This window comes from Aeromonas sp. QDB56 (assembly GCF_027705505.1).
GTDB classification, from domain to species: domain Bacteria; phylum Pseudomonadota; class Gammaproteobacteria; order Enterobacterales; family Aeromonadaceae; genus Aeromonas; species Aeromonas caviae.
Window position 1 is genome coordinate 1 of record NZ_JAPDBZ010000041.1, and the last position, 17,717, is coordinate 17,717.

Here is a 17,717-nt window from a genome sequence, read left to right on the forward strand (position 1 = left end):
GGTGTGTTTGGAGACAGCCAGTTTACCAGCACCCTGTCTGTCAACTTCCACTTCCCCAAGATCCCGCGAAGAACCTATTTTTATCGGTGCAGACGGGGCGATCACCGCGTACCTGGCGGCTGACATAGCGTTCAAGGTAGGGAACAGGGAGCGGCTTGGAGGCGAGGTATCCCTGGAAGAAATGGCAGCCCTGCGCCTGCAGAAACTCCAGTTGCTGGCGGGACTCCACCCCCTCCGCCGTCACGTTGAACCCCATGTGGCGGGCCATGGCGATCACGGCCTCGACGATGGCCATGTTGTCACCATCCTTGGGAATATCCTGGATGAAAGAGCGGTCGATCTTGAGTTCGTCAGCCGGCAGCCGCTTGAGGTAGCTCAGGGAAGAGTACCCCGCCCCGAAGTCGTCGATGGCAAAGCTGATGCCCAGGGTCTTGAGTTCCGCCATCTTGCTGATGGTGTCTTCCGCATGACCCAGCACCACCGACTCGGTGATCTCCAGGTTGAGGCAGGCGGGATCCATGCCGGTGGCCGCCAGCACATCGTGAATGCGATCGACGAAGTCGGGAGCATGGAACTGTTTGGCGCTCACGTTGACCGAGAGCTGGGGGACGTGGATCCCGTTCTCCTCCCAGGAGACGTACTGGGTACAGGCTTCGTGCAATACCCAGTTGCCGATGTCGACAATGAGATCCGTCTCCTCGGCAATGGGGATGAACTCGGCAGGCGACACCAGGGCACGCCCGGGGGGTTGCCAGCGGATCAGCGCCTCGACACCGATGATCTCTCCCTCCGCCACCATGTGCTGGGGCTGGTAGTGGAGAGTCAGCTCCCCATTGTCGAGGGCACTGCGCAGCTCGTTGTGAATGTGCAGACGCCGGTCGGCCTGCAACTGCATGGAGGCATCGAAGAAGCGCCGGGTCTTGCGGCCCGCCGATTTCGCCTGATACATGGCGGTGTCAGCCTGCTTGAGCAGATCCCCCGCCTCCTGCTCCCGACCGGGAAAGAGGGTGATGCCGACACTGGCGCCGATGTGCAGCACCTGGCCTCTGAAATCATAGGGGCGGCGATCTCCCCGATGAGCCGCTCCGCGATGAGGTCGGCCTGCATCTCCGCCTGGGGCGGGCTGATGGAGAGCGCTGGCAGTAACAACACGAACTCGTCGCCGCCGAGACGGGCCAGACAATCCCCCTGGCGCACCAGCCGCTTGAGACGGCTGGCCACCTCCTTGAGCAGCCAGTCGCCGGTGGCGTGACCCAGGGAATCATTGATGGTCTTGAAGTGGTCGAGATCGATGAACAGCAGGGCCCCGATGAGGTGACTGCGATTTGCATCGGTGAACGCCTGGGTCAGGGTTTCGTGCAGCTGACGACGATTGGGCAGGCCGGTCAGCTCGTCATAGAAGGCGAGATCCTGAATGCGGCGCTCCGCCGCCTTGCGCTCGGAAATATCCTCGAAGAAGATGACATAGTGGCTGATCCCCCCCTTCTCATCCTGCACCGGCGTGACGATCTCCCACTGGGGATAGGCGTGACCGTCGGCGTGCAGGCGCAGGGTTTCCCCCTGCCAGCGATCCAGGGCGTTGAGCTCGTAACCCAGCCCTCCCAACCCCGACCAGAGATCGTTGCCAAGATGCAGACCAATCACCCCCTGGTTGTCAAAGCCGGTGATCTGGCTGAAGGCGTAATTGACCCGCAGGATCTTGAACTCGGGATCCGTGATGATGATCCCTTCGTGAGTTTCAAAGGCCACCGCAGACAGCCGCATCAGGGCATCGCTTTGCAGGCGCTCCAACTCGGCCACCATGCGCACCGAGAAGATGGTCAGGACAGAGTCCAGATCCGTGGTCCGGGTCTGGCTCGGGAACAGCAGGGCGAGATGGCCCAGGATCTGACCGTTGCGATCGAGCAGCGGCTGGGCGTAATAGTGCTGGCCCGGGGGCAGGTCAGGATACCCGGTCAGGGGTTCACTCACGGGGACAGCGCAGGAGGCCCCCTGGCGATAGAGCTGCTGGCAGGGCATGTCACAGAGAGCATACTCCTTGACGTCGATGCCGTGGCTCGCCAGCACCCTGAGCCTGTCGAGACCGACCCGCTCCGTCAGCCAGACGGCAGTGGCTCCCAGGATATGGGCCAGCTCGTTGACCAGGGTCTGGCAAAAATCGAGCCCCGTCTTGGCGGAGAGCGCCTGCGCCAGCTTGGCCAGCAAGGGGGCCTGCAACATGGGAAGCGGCGGTGTCACGCCTGCGGGGGAGTTGGCGCGATCCATCTCGCGATGCATCATTTCGAGGGGGGCAAGCCAGCCACAACAGAGCCCCTGTGCAGGCACATACTGACCGTACCAGAGCGCGTGGTGTACCTTACCGTCCTCATCGCGCAGGTGACCGATGAACTGGCCTGGCTGGCAGGAATCGTGGAGTCTTGCAAGAAAATCGGCGAAACCCGCTTCATCTTCCCGCTCAAGTTGGGTGGCCCAGGGGTGGGCTTCCTCCCCTGCCCAGGGTTCACAAGAGACATGATCAGACAGGCTCCATTGCCCATGCTGCCGATCATAAAACCACATCATCTGGGTGGCTTGCTGCTTCATCTACGACTCCAACCACTACAACCACGTTATCCACCCCGACTCCTGCAGAAAAGCATATCCGTTTGCGCGCATATCTCCACCGGCGCATGGCAATGATTTTGCGATGCGATGAGGCGATGTGGGTGGAGAAAATTCGAGACTATGCGGCAAAAACCAAACATCGGGTCGACACAAGGCGCTGCCGAGGGGGGACAGAAACGATCCTATTTGCTGATACTGCCTGCCTGTTTCACTGAGCTCAAGCGGTTTTTGGCATGAAACGGGAAAAGCTCACAATTTATGGACAGCGGGATTCCCAAGGGGATTTTTCGTGACGCAGATCACATTTTGATTTGGCGACATGGGTAATCTGGAGGTTAAGACACAAGCAAGACGACCCGAAGGGGGCCATTATGAAAATCGAAATGACCAGTAAAATCATCGACATCACCCCAGCCATCCGCGAGCGCATTGAATCCCGTTTTGAAAAGCTCGAGCGTCTTCAGGTGCCTCTTATCACACCCCATGTGATCATCTCCAAAGAGCGTTTGATGTATATCGTCGAAGCCACTATCGGCATTCCCAACGGCAAACTGTTTGCGCAGGCAGAGCACGAGGATCTCTATGCTGCCATCACGGACCTGGGCCAGAAGCTGGAACGCCAGCTCAACCGTCACACGGAAAAACCCATCGCCCGTCGTGCCGCCGGCAAGGAAGTGCCCCAACCGGACGAAGCAGACGCCTGACAAGGTTCACCACTCATAAAGCAAAAGGCGGGTTATCCCGCCTTTTGCATTCTACCGTGCCGTCACCCCAGCCAGCGCAGCCTGGCATCCACCCCTTGCGCAAGCTCATCGAGCAGCGGCAGCATCATCAGCGGAGCCTCCTCCCTGGAGTCAGCGCCCATAGGTCGGGCCTGCCATCGCTCGCGACCCAGTGCCGAAAGGTTATCGTACACCGCGGGATCCAGCGCGGGCGTTCGGCTCACCAGTGGCGGGGAGCGCAGCGCCAGCCAGAGTCTCACATCCGTCATGCACCCGCCCTGTTGCAGACGCTCGTTGAGGCTGGTGGCATCGCTCTCTTCCACCCCGCCTTGCAGGGACGCCCGGGGCATCAGACCGAAACGGGAGCGCCAATCCATCTCACCCGACGCAGGCTTGGGCGGGGCATCAAACCAGGGCTGCTCTTCCACTGCATCAGTCAGCAGCGCCAGATGCAGCCTGAAGTCGGCACGGTCCCCCGCACGGAGATCCTGGTTGAGCCGTTGGCCCAACTGGGCCTCATCCACGAGCAAGCGGTCACGAATCGCACTGGGCAGCATAAGATAAATCTTGGAAATGAAGGTTTCATTGCTTATCGGCCATCAACCCGATCCTTTAAGCATTAAAAATCCCGGCAGAGGGGTTCACAAGCGCGACAGATCTGTTAGTATGCGCCTCGCACTTGGGGAGGGGTTCCCGAGCGGCCAAAGGGATCAGACTGTAAATCTGACGGCTCTGCCTTCGAAGGTTCGAATCCTTCTCCCTCCACCATTCAAGTGCGCACAATCAGGTCATGCCCCGTGGAGGGGTTCCCGAGCGGCCAAAGGGATCAGACTGTAAATCTGACGGCTCTGCCTTCGAAGGTTCGAATCCTTCTCCCTCCACCATCTTTCAGAGAACCCGGCCTTGTGCCGGGTTTTCGCTTTTCTGGCTTCCACAAATCCCCTTCTTCTACAAAAAAACGGGAGGCCAAGCCTCCCGTCAATATATACACGCTCTCACCCCGAACCTGCTGGCGACAGCTGTCATCAGCAGGTCGGGCAGAGGGGGATAAACGTCTCCCCAGGCATCTGTCTTGTCATCCGCGCCCCTTACAGGGTGAAGCGATAGAAGATATCCACCGCCTGGGCCACCCCGCTCATGGCCTGCAGATAGAGCCTTGGCATCAGCTCGTAGCGCAGCTTGAATTCAGCGATGGGGCTGAACACCCCGACCCCGTACTGGAACTGCAAGCCGGGCAGCAGGTAGGCCGACAGGGTCACCTGGGTGTCATCGCCACTGCCTGCGGTATCGAGGGCCACGTCGCTCATGCCGAGGGATTCCCCGATGCTGGAGACCACGCCGCTCGCCTGGCTCACGGCCCCCGCCACCAGCAGGCCGTTGAAGCCGCCATCCTCGCCGCTGGTCTGCAATCCCTTGCCCCGCAACAGATAGGAGAGCTGTTCGGACTGCGCCATCTGCGGCTCGGAATAGACGGTGATCTTCGGCTTGGCGGCCGGCCCCGTCACCCGCACCCCGACGGTCACGTTGTCCTCGATGGTGTCCGGATCCCGATAGGTCTCGATGTTGAGATAGGGCTGATCGATGGGGCCGGAGAAGAGGATCCGCCCCTCCTTGATGATGAGGTTCTGGCCATAGGCCTTGAAGCGCCCGTCCCTGAGCTCCAGTTGCCCGTTGCCCGAGAGCGGCTTGGAGGGATCCTGGCGAATGTTGAGGGCCCCTCCCACCTTGGTCTTGAGTCCCATGGCTTCAAGGCGGACGTCGTCCCCGAGCCGGATGGCGAGCCTGATCTCCATGGGCAGCGGTGCCGCCTTGGGGACCGGCGGCAGATCGTCGTAGATGACGGTGACGTCATCGGAGACCGCTACCGCGCTGTCTGGCAGGCTCTTGACCAGGATGCGCGACCAGGGGATGTCCACCTGACCGGTCACCCTGGTCTCCTCCCCGAGAGAGATGGCGATGTCAGGTGTCACCCTGACCCGGCCCATGCCCGGGTACTGGGCTTCCAGCTCCTTGCCCTGAATGGTGAGGCTGCCGGTCACCGGCTGCTGTGCCCAGCTCAGCCAGCCCCCCAGCACCAGGGGGCCCTTGCCCACCATCATGGAGCCGTCGAGTTCGGCCCGGTTGCCTTCTATCTTGAGGCGGGTCACCAGCTTGGAGAGGGTCACCATGTCGGAGTGGGTCTGAACCTCCCCCTCCTTCAGGTTCAGCTCGCCATACAGCAGGGGGGCAGCCAGGGTACCGTCGAAGCGGGCATCCGCCGAGATGACCCCTTGCAGGGAGCGCACTTCGGGAATGAGGGGCGCAAAGGTCGCCAGCTTCAGATCGTCAAACCTGAGTTGACCGCCGAGGTTGCCGCGGCCAGCGGGATCCCGGATCAGCAGATCGGTGTCGATGTTGCCTATCTGCTCGGAGGCGAAATCGACCCGGATGGCGGCCTGCTGGCGCTCGAAATCGATCCCGAGCTCGAGGCGCTGGTAGTCGGTCTTGAGTTCGTCGGCGACGAAGGTCCCAGGCGTGGTACGCACGGTGGCGTGCAGGGTCGGCTGGTTGCCGCGCCAGCTGGCGCGCCCGTCGGCCGACAGCACCGCCTGCCAGCGGAAATTGTCCGGCAACCAGGGGCGCAGCCGCTTGAGATCAAATTCGTTCAGGGCAAATTCCAGATTGCCCTGGGACTGGGCTATCCGGCTCCCCTTGACGCAGAGACTGGCCTTCTGGGACGCGAGGCAGAGATCCCCCATGGTCAGCTGCTGTTTCGGCAGATCCAGGTCCAGAGACCAGGGGGCGGCCAGCGCCCAGCGCTTGAGGGGGGTCTTGAGCTTCATCTCGGCAAGGGTGCCACGCCAGCGGTCACCGCGCAGGCTGCCATTCAGGCTGAGGTCTGCCGCCAGCGGATCCCCCTTCATGGTCAAGGTGAGCCCGTGGCGCTCGAGATCGCCGCTCAGGTTCAGGGCGATTTGCGAGAGCTTGGTCTCCCCCTGCGCCAGGCTCGCCACCGTCACCGCCACCTCACCGGCGGGCTTCACCCCGACCAGGGCGTTGGCCTTGATGACGGTCTCCTTGAGGACGGTGCCCGCGTAGGCGAGTCGGCCCGACACCAGGTCGGCATTCACGCGCGGCGCCTGCTGGTTGCCGGTGACGCGCACCTGGCCCTTGATGTCCCCTCCCAGACCCGGGTAGATGCCCCCAAGCTTGGGCGCATCCAGATCCGCATCCAGCTTCCAGGCCTGGGTCGTGAGCGAGCCTTTGGCCTGCAGCCGGTTGGGGCCGCTTTGCAGCGCCAGGGCCGGGATGGTCCACTCCATCTTGTCGTTGCCGCTGAGCCTGCCCTGCAAGGCCAGGGGATACTGGTTGAGCTTGCCATCCACCTTGAGCTCGGGCAGGGCAAGCTGCCAGTGGCCCGCCTCATCCAGATCGAAGCGGCTGGTGATCTTGCCCGCCAGTGCCCCCTTGATCTCGGGCACCAGCTCCGCCGGGTTGATCCCCTTGAATTCGGTCGTCCCCTGCCACTGGACCCCCTTGCTCCAGGCCAGCTTGCCGTCGAGCTTGAGCTCCCCCTTGAGGGCCCCCAGCAGCAGCTCGATACGGCTCAGCTGGTTGAGATCCCCCTTGCCCGAGAGCGCCACCTTGAAGGGGGGCACATCGGTCCCCTTGCCGGCGGTGTTGAACGCAAACTGGTAACCGGAGAGCTTGCCCTTGGCGCTCAGGGTGCCCTTGTCCAGCCGATAGCTGGGCTCATCCTTGGCGGGCTTGTGCAGGGGCCAGGAGAGGCTCTTCCAGTCCAGCGCCAGATCGAAGGGCAGATCCGGGTCGAGGGCCGCAAGGGATCCTTTGAGATTGGCGCCCACCGGCCCCTTGGCCTTGAGTGCCAGCCCAAGCTTGCCCACAGAACCGTCCAGGACGAGATTGACCTGCTCCCCCTTGAGCTCCCCGTCCAGCAGCCCTTGACGCGCCTTGGCATCCAGAGTCAGGGCGAGGGGGTAATCCTCGTGCAGGCGCACCTGACCACTCAAGGCCAGATCCGCCATGGCATGGCGCAAGGAGAGCTCCCGGATGTCGATGCGCTCCTCCTCGGCGGTGGCCGACAGCAACAGGTTGTCTAGCCCCTCCACCAGCTCACCTTGCTGATAACGGAACGCCGTGGCTTTCAGCCCCTCCAGCTGGATGGGGAAAGGCAGTCGCACCGCCGGCAGCACCATGGGCTCGGGCTTGCTTGCGGCCTGCGTCTTGTCACCGGGGACAGCCTTGCGCTCGCCGGCCGCCAGGGTGGCGCTTTTCTCATCCGCCGGTTTGGCGCCCTTGTCACTGGCCGCCTCCACCGGGGACGGTGCTACCACCACGTTCAGGCCATCGAGCACGGGGCCGCGCACGATGAGCCCGGCGCGATCCAGGGCGGCGCCAATGTCCAGATCCTTGAGGGTGATCGTCACGCCGGGCACCGCCACATCGAGATCGGCAACCTTGAGGCTGTCGACCTGGATTTTGAGCGGCAACGGATGCCAGACGAAGGGCTCCGACGGCTCTTCCGGCACCGGCTCGGACTCCGCCACCCGGACCACGGGGCGAGTCACCGCCAGAGTCTTGATCCAGAGCTTGCCCTGCAGGAGCTTACCCAGATCCCAGTCCAGCACGGCCCGCTCCACGGTGACATCCACCAGCTCGTCCTGCCAGCCAACCCCTTCGAAGGTCCAGCCATACCCGAGTTGCCCCGCCACCAGCTCCCCCTTGAGGGAGGGCAGCGCGGCTCTGGCCTGTTGCCACAACCACTTGTTGCCCTGATGGGTGAAGCCCAGCAGGCTGACGCCGATGAGCAGCAGGAAGAAGAGGCCCATGAGCCACAAGAAAATGCGTTTTACCCAGATCACGATGCAGACCCCTGCAAGGAAAGCAGCCGCAGCGGCCAGAAAAGAGAAAGAAGAGGATATGCGCCTGGTTGCCGGGTCATAGTTCCGGCCCCAGTGCGAAGTGCAGCCGCAGCGGCTTGTCCTCCTCGGAGATGCCCACCGCCAGATCGAGCCTGACCTGACCGATGGGGGTGACCCAGCGCACCCCGACCCCGGTGCCTATCTTCCAGGCCTCGCTGTAGTCGACGGTGGCGGTCCCGGCGTCCACGAACAGGGCACCGAGCCACTTCTCGCTGAAGCGGTAGTTGTACTCCAGGCTGCCGACGCTGGCGTAGCGTCCGCCGGTCAGCTTGCCATCGTCCCCCCGTGGCGAAATGGTCTCGTAACCGTAGCCCCGGACCGTCTGATCGCCGCCGGTGAAGAAGCGCAGGGAGGGGGGGACCAGGGAGAAATCATCCCCGACGATGGCCCCCTGTTCGGCCCGCATCAGGAAACGGTGATCTTCGCCCAGGGTGCGCAGCCACTTGCTGCGCCCCCACACCCGCATGAAGCTGATGTCGGACCCCCAGTAGGGGCTCGAGAACTCCATCGTCAGTTGCTGGCGATCCCCCCAATCCGGCACCAGACCGCCGCGCACCCGCAGCCGTGACCAGGAGACGCCGGGGATCAGCAGCAGGCTGTTCCCCTCGTCCTGACCCTGGACGTAGCGCTCGTTCTCCAGGCGCACAAAGACGTCTCTGTCCCAGCTCTCCGGTCGGCGTGTCCAGCGGTGCACCCCGAAGGTGGCCAGATCGGAGCGGGTGTCGTTGTTGTCGGTGTATTGATAGCCCGCCTGCAGGGAGTAGTAATCCCGCAGCGGGTTGCCCACCGGGATCTGGTAGTCGAAGCTGAGCTCCGCTTCTGGCGCCGAGACCTTGGCGGTGCTGGAGAGGCGGTGACCATAGCGGTTCACCCAGGGTTTCTCCCAAGTGGCACTCAGGCGCGGCCCCACGTCCGTGGCATAACCGATACCGGTCTCAATTTCGTGATCGACCCGGTTGGAGAGGGTCACCTGCACCGGCACCCGGTTGCCCTCGGCCTGGCTGATCAGGGGTTTGATGTCCACCTGCTTGAACAGCTTGGTGGAGGAGACATCCTGGGACATCTCCGCCAGACGGATCGCCAGATAGGGGTCGCCGCTCTTGATGTTGATGAGCGGGCGGATCAGGTGCAGTGCCTCCGGCGTCGCGTCATAGCGGATCTCGCCGAAATGGTAACGCGGGCCAGAGCGAAACAGGATGTAGATCTCCGCCTTGCCCTGTTCCGGGAAAACCTTGACCTGGCTCTTGCTGATCTTGGCGTCAAAATAGCCGCGGGCCAGCCCCAGACTGCCGAGATCCGCCTTGATGGATTCATATTTGCCGTGGTTGAGGGGATCTCCCTCCTTCAGGGGCAGCTTGTCCAGCAGCTCGCTGTACACCTCGTCGCTCCCCGCATCCCCTTCCAGCAGGATGTCGAGGCGCGAGATGATCACGGGTTCCCCCCGCTCAATCTCGATCACCACCTTGGCGGGCGTCTTCTTGTCGCGGTTCAGGGTGATCTTGGGCTGGTAGTAGCCATAGACCTGCAGCGCCTTCTGTACGCTCTCGGTGATCTTGGCGCGGGCGGGGCGGTACTGGCGTTCCTGATAGACGGGCAGGGCGTTGAGGTAGGCCTCGACGTTGTCTTTCTGCTCTCCCCTGACCCCCTTGATCTGGTAGGTCAACTTGGCCGCCATGGCGGGCATCGCCATCAGCCAGAGAGCGAGGGCGAGCAGCAAGAGACCGGGCCCGGGGCGACGGGATCGCCCGGATGAAGTGCTCCCGGTGAGAAAAGTAGGATAGCATCCTGTCAAACGTCATTTTCCCCGAATAACATGATTTAAAGATTGTGTTATTTAGTACGATACCGAGACTCATCCCGGGCGAGTGCCGCTCATCCTAGCATAATCGCGACGGCGAAATCCCACGCTCGGGGCCCCTTTGCGTGCCGCTCTGCCGCCCCCGGTGCGGGGATCGCTTCGGCCCAGCAAGGAGCCAGCCGGGTGTGAGGAGCCAAACTGCGCACAATCCGGGCAAGGGGCGAACAAAACGCCACCACCGACCCCGCCAAGCCGGATCTCCCCTGGCGGCCTTGGGCTGGCAGCAGGGTCCGGCTCGTCCGCGACAACCCTTGTCGGACACCCCGCATCCGGCGGGTTTCGTCAACCCGTCCCCCTCGACTTGCTCCGTGCCCTCTTCCCCGCCCTGCCTGCTATTGAACAGGAAAATAAGTTTAAATCAATCACTTGAATAGATGGCACTAAAGCTTCGTTCAATTCAATCGATTTATCCCGCTGCCCCTGCGCTCCTGCCTGTCCCACACTGATCCCAATCATCGCAGGAGAGACCCCATGCACCTACGTAGCGAACAACTGGCTGACTACATCGCCGACCGACTCGAGTTCATCACCTTCCTGGCCTGCTGCAGCGCCCTGCTGGCCTTGCTGACCGGCATGAACGGCCAGCAGGCCCTCGCCTTCACCGCGCTCAATCTGCCCTTTGGCCTGGCCCTGCTGCTGGGCATGGCCCTGCTCGCCCCCCTGCCTGCCCACTGGCGCCTGCCCGGCATAGTCCTGCTGCTGGTGAGCGCAGCCCTGGCCACCCTGCAGATGGGAGGCAACTGGCTCAACCCCCTGGCCATCTGGAGCCTCTATGCCCTGCTGGGGCTGGAGATCCTCTGGCAATCCCGGGCCAGGGTCCCCCTGGCCGCCGGCCCCCGGAGCCGGGTCTCGCGCCCGAGGGGCTGACGCGGAGGCGCAATTGCAGTAATCTTGCGCCCCCTTTCCCCTCGCCGAGGAGCATTCCGATGAAAAAAGCCTGTGCCCAGCACATCCTGGTCAAGACCGAGAAACAGTGTCTGGAAATCAAGGAGAAGCTCGCCAAGGGCGCCGATTTCAGCCAGATGGCCAAGCGTTTCTCCACCTGCCCTTCCGGCAAGCGTGGCGGCGATCTGGGAGAGTTCTCCAAGGGGGACATGGTCAAGTCCTTCGACGATGCCGTGTTCAAGGGGGAGTTGCTGACCGTGCTGGGGCCGGTGCGCACCAAGTTCGGCTTCCACCTCATCAAGGTGCTCTATCGCAGCTGATCCAGGGCGACGAGGCCATCGGTTCTCTGAGCCGCACGCCTGGGATTGATGATCATTTACTAACGTTATCAGGCAATTAAGTTTATCCTTCTGGGCATAGTTCCATCCTGACCCGTGGATCCCTCATATGCACAGCTCTTTGTGGTGGCCGCTGCTGACCTGGCTATTGCCCCTTTGCGGGGCCCTTGGCAGCCGCGCCCATCTCTGGCCCTGGTGGCTCGGCTTCATCCTCTGTCTCGCCAGCGCCCTCCTCAGCCTCGTGCTGCTGCTGCGCCTGCCCTGGCGCTATCGCCGCACCACCAACCTCTGGCCGGATATCTGGGGCATAACTCCCCTACTGTTGCCCCTGCTGTTTCTCGTCCAGGCGCTGCGCTCCCCCCTCACCAACGACGTCAGCACGGATCCCTACCATCCGCCACGGCTCCAGTGGGCCGAGCTGCTCAGAAGCCCGGAGGATCTCCCGGTCTCCCCCCCGCCCCTGCAACTATTTCCAGGCAACCCCGGTCCTCTCTATACCCGGGCATCCCCGGTCGAAGTGCTCGCGGAAGCCGAGGAACTGATGACGGAGCTGGGCTGGCAGGTTCGCCCGGGCAGCGAGGGTATCGATGCCGTCGTCACCACCGGCTGGTTCGGGTTTCAGGATGACGTGGCCCTGCGGGTCTTTACCGGGCCCAAAGAGACCCGTATCGACATGCGCTCCGCCTCGCGCCAGGGGCGCAGCGATCTGGGGGTCAACCGGGCACGGATCATCGATTTCCTGAATCGGTTGAACGAGCGTCTGGGCGGGGCCTACAAGCCCAAGATGGAGAAGCTCAAAGAGGAACAAGATGCGCATTGAGGTCAAACCGGACCGGGCCTACGCCTGGTTCATCCGCCCCTTCTTCTGGCTGCAGAAACGCAACTACGGTCAGGTGCTGATCCCGGGCAAGTGCTGGGGGCGCTCCCCCAGGCTGTTCGCCGCGGTCGCCACCCTCTACGGCGTCATCAACCGCAAGCGCTCCCCCATCGACCCCGTGCTGCGCTCCCTGGTGACGGTGCGGGTCTCCCAGCTCAACTGGTGTCGTTTCTGTGTCGACATCAACGCCATGACCCTCGTCAAGCGGGCAGGCTCCAGCGACAAGGTGGAGGCGCTGGCCCGGTGGCGCGACAGCCCCTTGTTCGACGAGCGGGAGCGGGCCGTGCTGGACTATGCCGAGGCCATGACCGGGCTGGATGGCGTGAGCGACGAGCAGGCCGCCCGCCTCAAGCCCTGGTTCGATGACGACGCCCTGGTGGAGCTCACCGGCCTCATCGCCTTCCAGAACATGTCCGCCAAGTTCAATGCCGCTCTCGACATCGCTCCCCAGGGGTTCTGCCAGTTGCCGGTGCAACCCGAACGCCCCCTCGACAAGGGGCAGGGATGAACCGGGCACGCCTGCTGCTGTTGCTGGCGATGGGGGCCCTGGTCGGCACCTTCTTTGCCCTCGACCTTGACCACTATCTGAGCCTCACCCAGTTGCAGGTTCATCAGGAGCGCCTGGCCCTTTGGGTCGACCGCCATGTTGTCGCGGCCAGCCTGCTGTTTCTGGTGCTCTATGTGCTCACCACCGCCCTCTCCCTGCCGGGGGCGGCCCTGCTCACCCTGGCGGGCAGCGCCATCTTCGGCATCCTGTGGGGGCTCTTGCTGGTCTCCTTTGCCAGCTCCCTTGGCGCCACCCTGGCCTTTCTCAGCGCCCGCTTCCTGCTGCGGGACTGGGTCGAGACACGCTTTGGCGACAAGCTGGCGAGCGTTCAGGCCGGCATGCAAAAGGAGGGGGCCTTCTATTTGCTGAGCCTGCGCCTCATCCCCCTCTTCCCCTTCTTTCTGGTCAACCTGGTGATGGGGCTCACCCCCATCAGAGTCAGCACCTACTACTGGGTCAGCCAGCTCGGCATGCTGCCGGGCACCCTCGTCTACGTGCTGGCGGGGAGCGAGCTGGCTACCCTCACCAGCACAGGCAACCTCTTCTCCCCCGGCCTGCTGGCCGCCCTGACCCTGCTCGGCCTGATGCCCTGGCTGATGCGTGCCTTGCAGCGCCGTCTCGCCCTCTACCGGTTGCACGCCCCCTACCGCAAGCCTGCGCGCTTTGACTACAACCTGCTGGTGATAGGCGCCGGCGCCGGAGGTCTGGTCACCAGCTACATCGCCGCCGCGGTGAAAGCCAGAGTGGCCCTCATCGAGCAGCACAGGATGGGGGGGATTGCCTCCATACCGGCTGCGTCCCCTCCAAGGCGCTGATCCGAAGCGCCCGCTTCGCCTTTGAACAGCGCAAGGCCACAGAGCTTGGTTTTACCCCGAGCCAGAGCTGCGCCGACTTCGCCGCCGTGATGGCGCGGGTCGCCCGGGTCATCGAGGAGGTCGAACCCCACGACTCGGTGGCGCGCTATGAAGGACTCGGGGTGGAGTGCATCCAGGGGCGGGCGCGAGTCACCTCCCCCTGGGAGGTGGAGGTCAACGGCAAGCGCCTGACCAGCCGTCATATCGTGATCGCCACCGGCGCCCGCCCCCGGGTGCCCGCACTGCCGGGGCTGGACAGGGTTCCCTACCTCACCTCCGACACTATCTGGCTGCGACTGCGCGAGCCCCCCCGCCATCTGCTGGTGCTGGGAGGGGGCCCCATCGGCTGCGAGCTGGCCCAGAGCCTGGCCCTGCTCGGTATCCCCGTCACCCTGGTGGAGCAAGGCCCTCAGCTGCTGCCCCGGGAAGATAGGGACGTCGCCGGGGCCCTGGCCGCGCAGCTGGAGCACGACGGCGTCACCCTGCACCTCGGCTGGCAGGCTACCTCGGCCGGGTATATGGACGGTAAAGACACCAACCTGCCCATCCGGCTGCACCTGCGCCGGGGGGACGAGACTCTGGTGGTTGAGGGGGACCAGCTGCTGCTGGCCCTTGGCCGGGAGGCCAACGTGGGCGGTTTCGGGCTGGAGGCGCTGGGGGTTGAACTGGCCCCCAGCGGCACCCTGGCCATCGACGGCTTCCTCGCCACCAACTACCCCAGCATCCTGGCGGTGGGGGACGTTGCCGGCCCCTACCAGTTCACCCATTTTGCCGCCCATCAGGCCTGGTATGCCGCCATCAACGCCCTCTTTGGCCAGTTCAGGCGCTTTCGGGCAGACTACAGGGTCATGCCGGCGGCCACCTATACCAGTCCGGAGATAGCCAGAGTCGGCCTCAACCAGAAAGAGGCTCGGGCCCGAGGCATCCCCTTCGAGTCGACCCGCTTCGAGATGGCCGAGCTGGACAGAGCCATCGCCGACGGCGAGTCCGGGGGCTTTGTCGAGGTGCTGACGGTGCCGGGCCGTGACAGGATACTCGGGGCCACCATAGTGGGTGCTCACGCCGGCGAGCGGATCGCCGAGTTTGCCCTCGCCATGCGCCACCGCCTGGGACTTGGCAAGATCCTCGCCACCGTTCACCCCTATCCCACCCTGATGGAGGGGAACAAGTACGTGGCTGGCGCCTGGCGCCGTGCCCGCCAGCCCGGGCGCCTGCTGGCGCTGCTGGCCCGTTATCACCGCTGGCGCCGCGGCGCCTGACTCTGACGAGGCAACCATCATGTTCACAACCCGACTTCGCGCCCTGCTCCGTCCCCTGATGGCCGCTGTCCCCCTGCTGCTTGCCTCCCCGCTCCACGCCAATGACGCGCCGTGGCAGCAGACCCTGCTGGCCGCCAGGGGACAAACCGTCTACTTCAACGCCTGGGGGGGCAGCCCCGAGATCAACGCCTACCTGGTGTGGGCCAGGCAGGAGATCGCTCGCCAGTACCAGGTCGAGCTGGTGCAGGTGAAGGTGGATGACATCGCCCAGAGCGTGAGCCAGTTGCTGGCCGGCAAGCAGGCTGGCAAGACGTCGAACGGCCCCATCGACCTGCTCTGGGTCAACGGCGAGAACTTCAAGGCGCTCAAGGAGCAGGGGCTGCTGGGGGCCCCCTTTACCGACGAGCTGCCCAACATGGCCCTGGTGGACACCGCCCTGGCGGTGAGTGAAGACTTCACCGTGCTGGTCGAGGGGCTGGAGGCCCCCTGGGGCATAGGCCAGCTCAATCTGATGGTGGATGGCGACCAGGTAGACGTTCCTCCCACCTCGGCGGCCGCCCTGCTGGCTTGGGCCAAGGCTCACCCCGGCCGCTTCACCTACCCCAAGCCTCCCCAGTTTCACGGCTCGAGCTTTCTCAAGCAGATCCTGCTGGAGCTGACACCCGACCCCGCCCCCCTCTATCAAGAGGCGACCGATGCCGACTTCCTTCGCATCACCGCCCCTCTCTGGGCCTGGCTCGACCAGCTTCACCCCGCGCTCTGGCGAAAGGGCAGGCTCTTCCCCACCGGCGCCGCCGAGACCAGACAGTTGCTCGATGACGGCGAGCTGGCCATGGCCATCAGCTTCAACCCGGGGGAAGCCCAGAGTTCGGCGCAAAACGGCACCCTGCCCCCCACCGTCAAGGCCATCGTCATGGAAAAAGGGGCGCTCACCAACAGCCATTTCCTCGCCATTCCCTTCAATGCCTCCGCCCGGGCCGGGGCCAAGGTGGTGGTCAACTTCCTGCTGAGCCCCGCCGCCCAGGCGCGCAAGAGCGACCCCGCCTTCTGGGGGGATCCCAGCGTGCTGCGCCAGGAGGCGCTGCCTGGCCAGACCCGTCCGGCATTGCGCTTCAAGGGGGTGGCAGAGCCCCACCCCAGCTGGCAGACCCGGCTGGAAGCGGCCTGGGCCGAGCGCTACGGCCACTGATCCATCATGCAGGTGCGCGCCCCTCTTCTCCTCCTTTTGCCCTTTTTGATGCTGGGAGCCTTGCTGCTGGGGATCCCGCTCGCCGGGGGCCTGCTGTTGCTGGTCATCGAGGGGCTCACCCCCGCCAACCTCGCCCTCTTGCTCCCCCAGCCCGGACTCTGGCACTCCGCAGGGTTGAGCCTCTGGGTGGCGGGGACCTCCACTCTGGGGGCCCTGGCCGTCACCGCCCTGCTGCTCGCCCAGGGGGACGGGCGTCCCTGGATGCGCTGGCTGCGCCGCCTGCTCTCCCCCCTGCTGGCGCTTCCCCACGTCGCCTTTGCCATCGGCATCGCCTTTCTGCTCGCTCCCTCCGGCTGGCTGCTGCGCCTCGTCGCCCCCCTGCTTGACCTCACCCATCAGCCCCCGGACTGGCAAACCCTCAAGGATCCCTGGGGCCTTGGCCTCATCGTGGTGCTCATCCTCAAGGAGACCCCCTTCCTGCTGCTGATGGCGCTGGCGGCACTGGATCCCGCCAAGGTGGCGCGCCAGCAGTGGCTGGGGGCCAGCCTCGGCTTCAGTGCCCCCCGGATCTGGTGGCGCCTGCTGCTGCCCGCCCTCTGGCCCGCCCTGCGACTGCCCCTCTACGCGGTGGCCGCCTATGGTCTGGCGGTGGTGGATCTCGCCCTGCTGCTGGGGCCGGATGCCCCGCCGCCCCTGGCGGTGCGACTCTGGCTCTGGTATCAGGATGCCGACCCCGCCTGGCGCGGCGCCAGTGCCAGCGGCGCCCTCTTGCTGCTCGCCCTCAACCTGCTGCTGCTTGGCGCCCTCAGGCTGCTGGAGCGGACCCACCTCACCCTCGGCAAGGCACGCTGGCTGGATGGGCGACGCGCCCCCGCCTCGCCCTGGCCCGCACTCATTGCCCGCATCGGCGTGTGGGGGCTGCTCCTGACCAATCTGCTGGTGCTCGCCGCCCTGCTACTCTGGTCCCTGACCCGGCGCTGGTCCTTTCCCACCCTCTGGCCGAGCGAATGGAGCAGCCACCACTGGCTGGCTCTGCTGCCGAGCCTGGGCCCGCTGCTGTGGCAGAGTCTGTGGCTGGCCCTGCTCTGCGCCGCGCTCTCCCTGCTGCTGGCGGTGCTCTGCCTCGAGGCGTTGCCTGCGCGCCGCGCCACACGCACCCTCTGGCTTGTCTGCCTGCCCCTGCTGCTGCCCCAGGCCAGCCTGCTGTTTGGATTGCGCCTTCAGACCGACGAGCTGGGATTCACTGGCATAGGCCCTGGCTGGGTACTCTGGAGCCAGTTGATCTTCGTCTTTCCATACGTCTATCTCTGCCTGCACGGCCCCTATCGCCAGTTCGACGAGCGCCTCACCCGGGTGGCCCTCACGCTCGGGGCCAGCCCCTGGGGGGCCTGGTGGCGAGTCAAGGGTCCCCTGCTCGCCCGTCCCCTGCTGTTCGCCTTCGGTGTCGGGGCGGCGGTGAGCCTGGCCCAATACCTGCCGACCCTGCTGTTCGGCGGCGGGCGGGTCGTCACCATCACCACGGAGGCGGTGGCCATCGGCAGCGGCCTCAACCGGCGGCTGGCGGGGCTCTACGGCCTGCTGCAACTGCTGCTGCCCCTTTTCATCTATGCCCTGGCGCTCTGGCTGCCGCGGCGCATCAACCCCGCCCTGAGGCCCTGACCC

General features: G+C 64.6%; 10 protein-coding genes, 2 tRNA genes and 2 pseudogenes. 10 read left to right on the plus strand and 4 right to left on the minus strand.

Translation table 11 applies throughout. The features are described 5' to 3' along the window. Nucleotides 1–40: 40 nt before the first annotated feature. Nucleotides 41–2,583 (minus strand): annotated as a pseudogene (locus OKB81_RS08835) (bifunctional diguanylate cyclase/phosphodiesterase). A gap of 392 nt (nt 2,584–2,975) precedes the next feature. Between OKB81_RS08835 and hpf the strand changes: the two are divergent. Next, nucleotides 2,976–3,308: a ribosome hibernation-promoting factor, HPF/YfiA family gene (gene hpf / locus OKB81_RS08840; RefSeq protein ID WP_010674126.1), complete on the plus strand. Its 333-nt coding sequence runs from the start codon at nt 2,976–2,978 to the stop codon at nt 3,306–3,308. Nucleotides 3,309–3,370: 62 nt separating this feature from the next. On the opposite strand, the gene OKB81_RS08845 is transcribed toward hpf, so the two are convergent. After that, nucleotides 3,371–3,883 (minus strand): VC2046/SO_2500 family protein, encoded by a 513-nt coding sequence (locus OKB81_RS08845; RefSeq protein ID WP_160837990.1) that lies wholly within the window; start codon nt 3,881–3,883, stop codon nt 3,371–3,373. 126 nt (nt 3,884–4,009) lie between these two features. On the opposite strand from OKB81_RS08845, the gene OKB81_RS08850 reads away from it, so the two are divergent. Together OKB81_RS08850 and OKB81_RS08855 are read left to right on the plus strand one after the other, a co-directional pair. Then, nucleotides 4,010–4,094: transfer RNA gene (locus OKB81_RS08850), tRNA-Tyr, on the plus strand. 31 nt (nt 4,095–4,125) lie between these two features. Continuing rightward, nucleotides 4,126–4,210: transfer RNA gene (locus OKB81_RS08855), tRNA-Tyr, on the plus strand. A gap of 204 nt (nt 4,211–4,414) precedes the next feature. Here the strand turns inward: OKB81_RS08855 and tamB are convergent. Together tamB and tamA are read right to left on the minus strand one after the other, a co-directional pair. After that, a complete protein-coding gene (tamB, locus tag OKB81_RS08860; RefSeq protein WP_270663670.1) occupies nt 4,415–8,188 on the minus strand; it encodes an autotransporter assembly complex protein TamB in 3,774 nt (1,257 codons plus the stop codon). Nucleotides 8,189–8,264: 76 nt separating this feature from the next. Beyond that, nucleotides 8,265–10,040: an autotransporter assembly complex protein TamA gene (gene tamA / locus OKB81_RS08865; RefSeq protein ID WP_151027829.1), complete on the minus strand. Its 1,776-nt coding sequence runs from the start codon at nt 10,038–10,040 to the stop codon at nt 8,265–8,267. 537 nt (nt 10,041–10,577) lie between these two features. On the opposite strand from tamA, the gene OKB81_RS08870 reads away from it, so the two are divergent. The 7 genes and pseudogenes from OKB81_RS08870 (at nt 10,578) to OKB81_RS08900 (ending at nt 17,714) form a co-directional block, all read left to right on the plus strand. Beyond that, nucleotides 10,578–10,973, plus strand: coding sequence for a hypothetical protein (locus OKB81_RS08870; RefSeq protein ID WP_119196804.1), 396 nt, complete (start codon nt 10,578–10,580; stop codon nt 10,971–10,973). 59 nt (nt 10,974–11,032) lie between these two features. Continuing rightward, complete coding sequence (locus OKB81_RS08875) at nt 11,033–11,311, plus strand: peptidylprolyl isomerase (protein WP_010674120.1); 279 nt, start codon at nt 11,033–11,035, stop codon at nt 11,309–11,311. A 127-nt stretch (nt 11,312–11,438) separates the two neighbouring features. Further along, nucleotides 11,439–12,149, plus strand: a complete 711-nt coding sequence (locus tag OKB81_RS08880) for a DUF1499 domain-containing protein (protein WP_270805209.1) — start codon at nt 11,439–11,441, stop codon at nt 12,147–12,149. Beyond that, on the plus strand, nt 12,139–12,714 hold the full coding sequence (locus OKB81_RS08885) for a carboxymuconolactone decarboxylase family protein (protein WP_039039829.1): 576 nt from the start codon (nt 12,139–12,141) through the stop codon (nt 12,712–12,714). The genes OKB81_RS08880 and OKB81_RS08885 overlap by 11 nt, the downstream gene beginning before the upstream one ends. Further along, nucleotides 12,711–14,866: pseudogene (locus OKB81_RS08890) on the plus strand (FAD-dependent oxidoreductase). The gene OKB81_RS08885 and the pseudogene OKB81_RS08890 overlap by 4 nt, the downstream one beginning before the upstream one ends. Before the next feature lie 19 nt (nt 14,867–14,885). Further along, a complete protein-coding gene (locus OKB81_RS08895) occupies nt 14,886–16,055 on the plus strand; it encodes an ABC transporter substrate-binding protein (RefSeq protein ID WP_270663665.1) in 1,170 nt (389 codons plus the stop codon). Between the two features lie 6 nt (nt 16,056–16,061). Beyond that, on the plus strand, nt 16,062–17,714 hold the full coding sequence (locus OKB81_RS08900) for an ABC transporter permease (RefSeq protein WP_442865575.1): 1,653 nt from the start codon (nt 16,062–16,064) through the stop codon (nt 17,712–17,714). Nucleotides 17,715–17,717 lie beyond the last annotated feature (3 nt).

Bases quoted from the DNA above. Each gene is read 5' to 3' on its own strand.
- hpf (WP_010674126.1), top strand. From the start codon at position 2,976: ATGAAAATCGAAATGACCAGTAAAATCATCGACATCACCCCAGCCATC.
- OKB81_RS08845 (WP_160837990.1), bottom strand. From the start codon at position 3,883: ATGCTGCCCAGTGCGATTCGTGACCGCTTGCTCGTGGATGAGGCCCAG.
- OKB81_RS08870 (WP_119196804.1), top strand. From the start codon at position 10,578: ATGCACCTACGTAGCGAACAACTGGCTGACTACATCGCCGACCGACTC.
- OKB81_RS08875 (WP_010674120.1), top strand. From the start codon at position 11,033: ATGAAAAAAGCCTGTGCCCAGCACATCCTGGTCAAGACCGAGAAACAG.
- OKB81_RS08880 (WP_270805209.1), top strand. From the start codon at position 11,439: ATGCACAGCTCTTTGTGGTGGCCGCTGCTGACCTGGCTATTGCCCCTT.
- OKB81_RS08885 (WP_039039829.1), top strand. From the start codon at position 12,139: ATGCGCATTGAGGTCAAACCGGACCGGGCCTACGCCTGGTTCATCCGC.
- OKB81_RS08895 (WP_270663665.1), top strand. From the start codon at position 14,886: ATGTTCACAACCCGACTTCGCGCCCTGCTCCGTCCCCTGATGGCCGCT.
- OKB81_RS08900 (WP_442865575.1), top strand. From the start codon at position 16,062: ATGCAGGTGCGCGCCCCTCTTCTCCTCCTTTTGCCCTTTTTGATGCTG.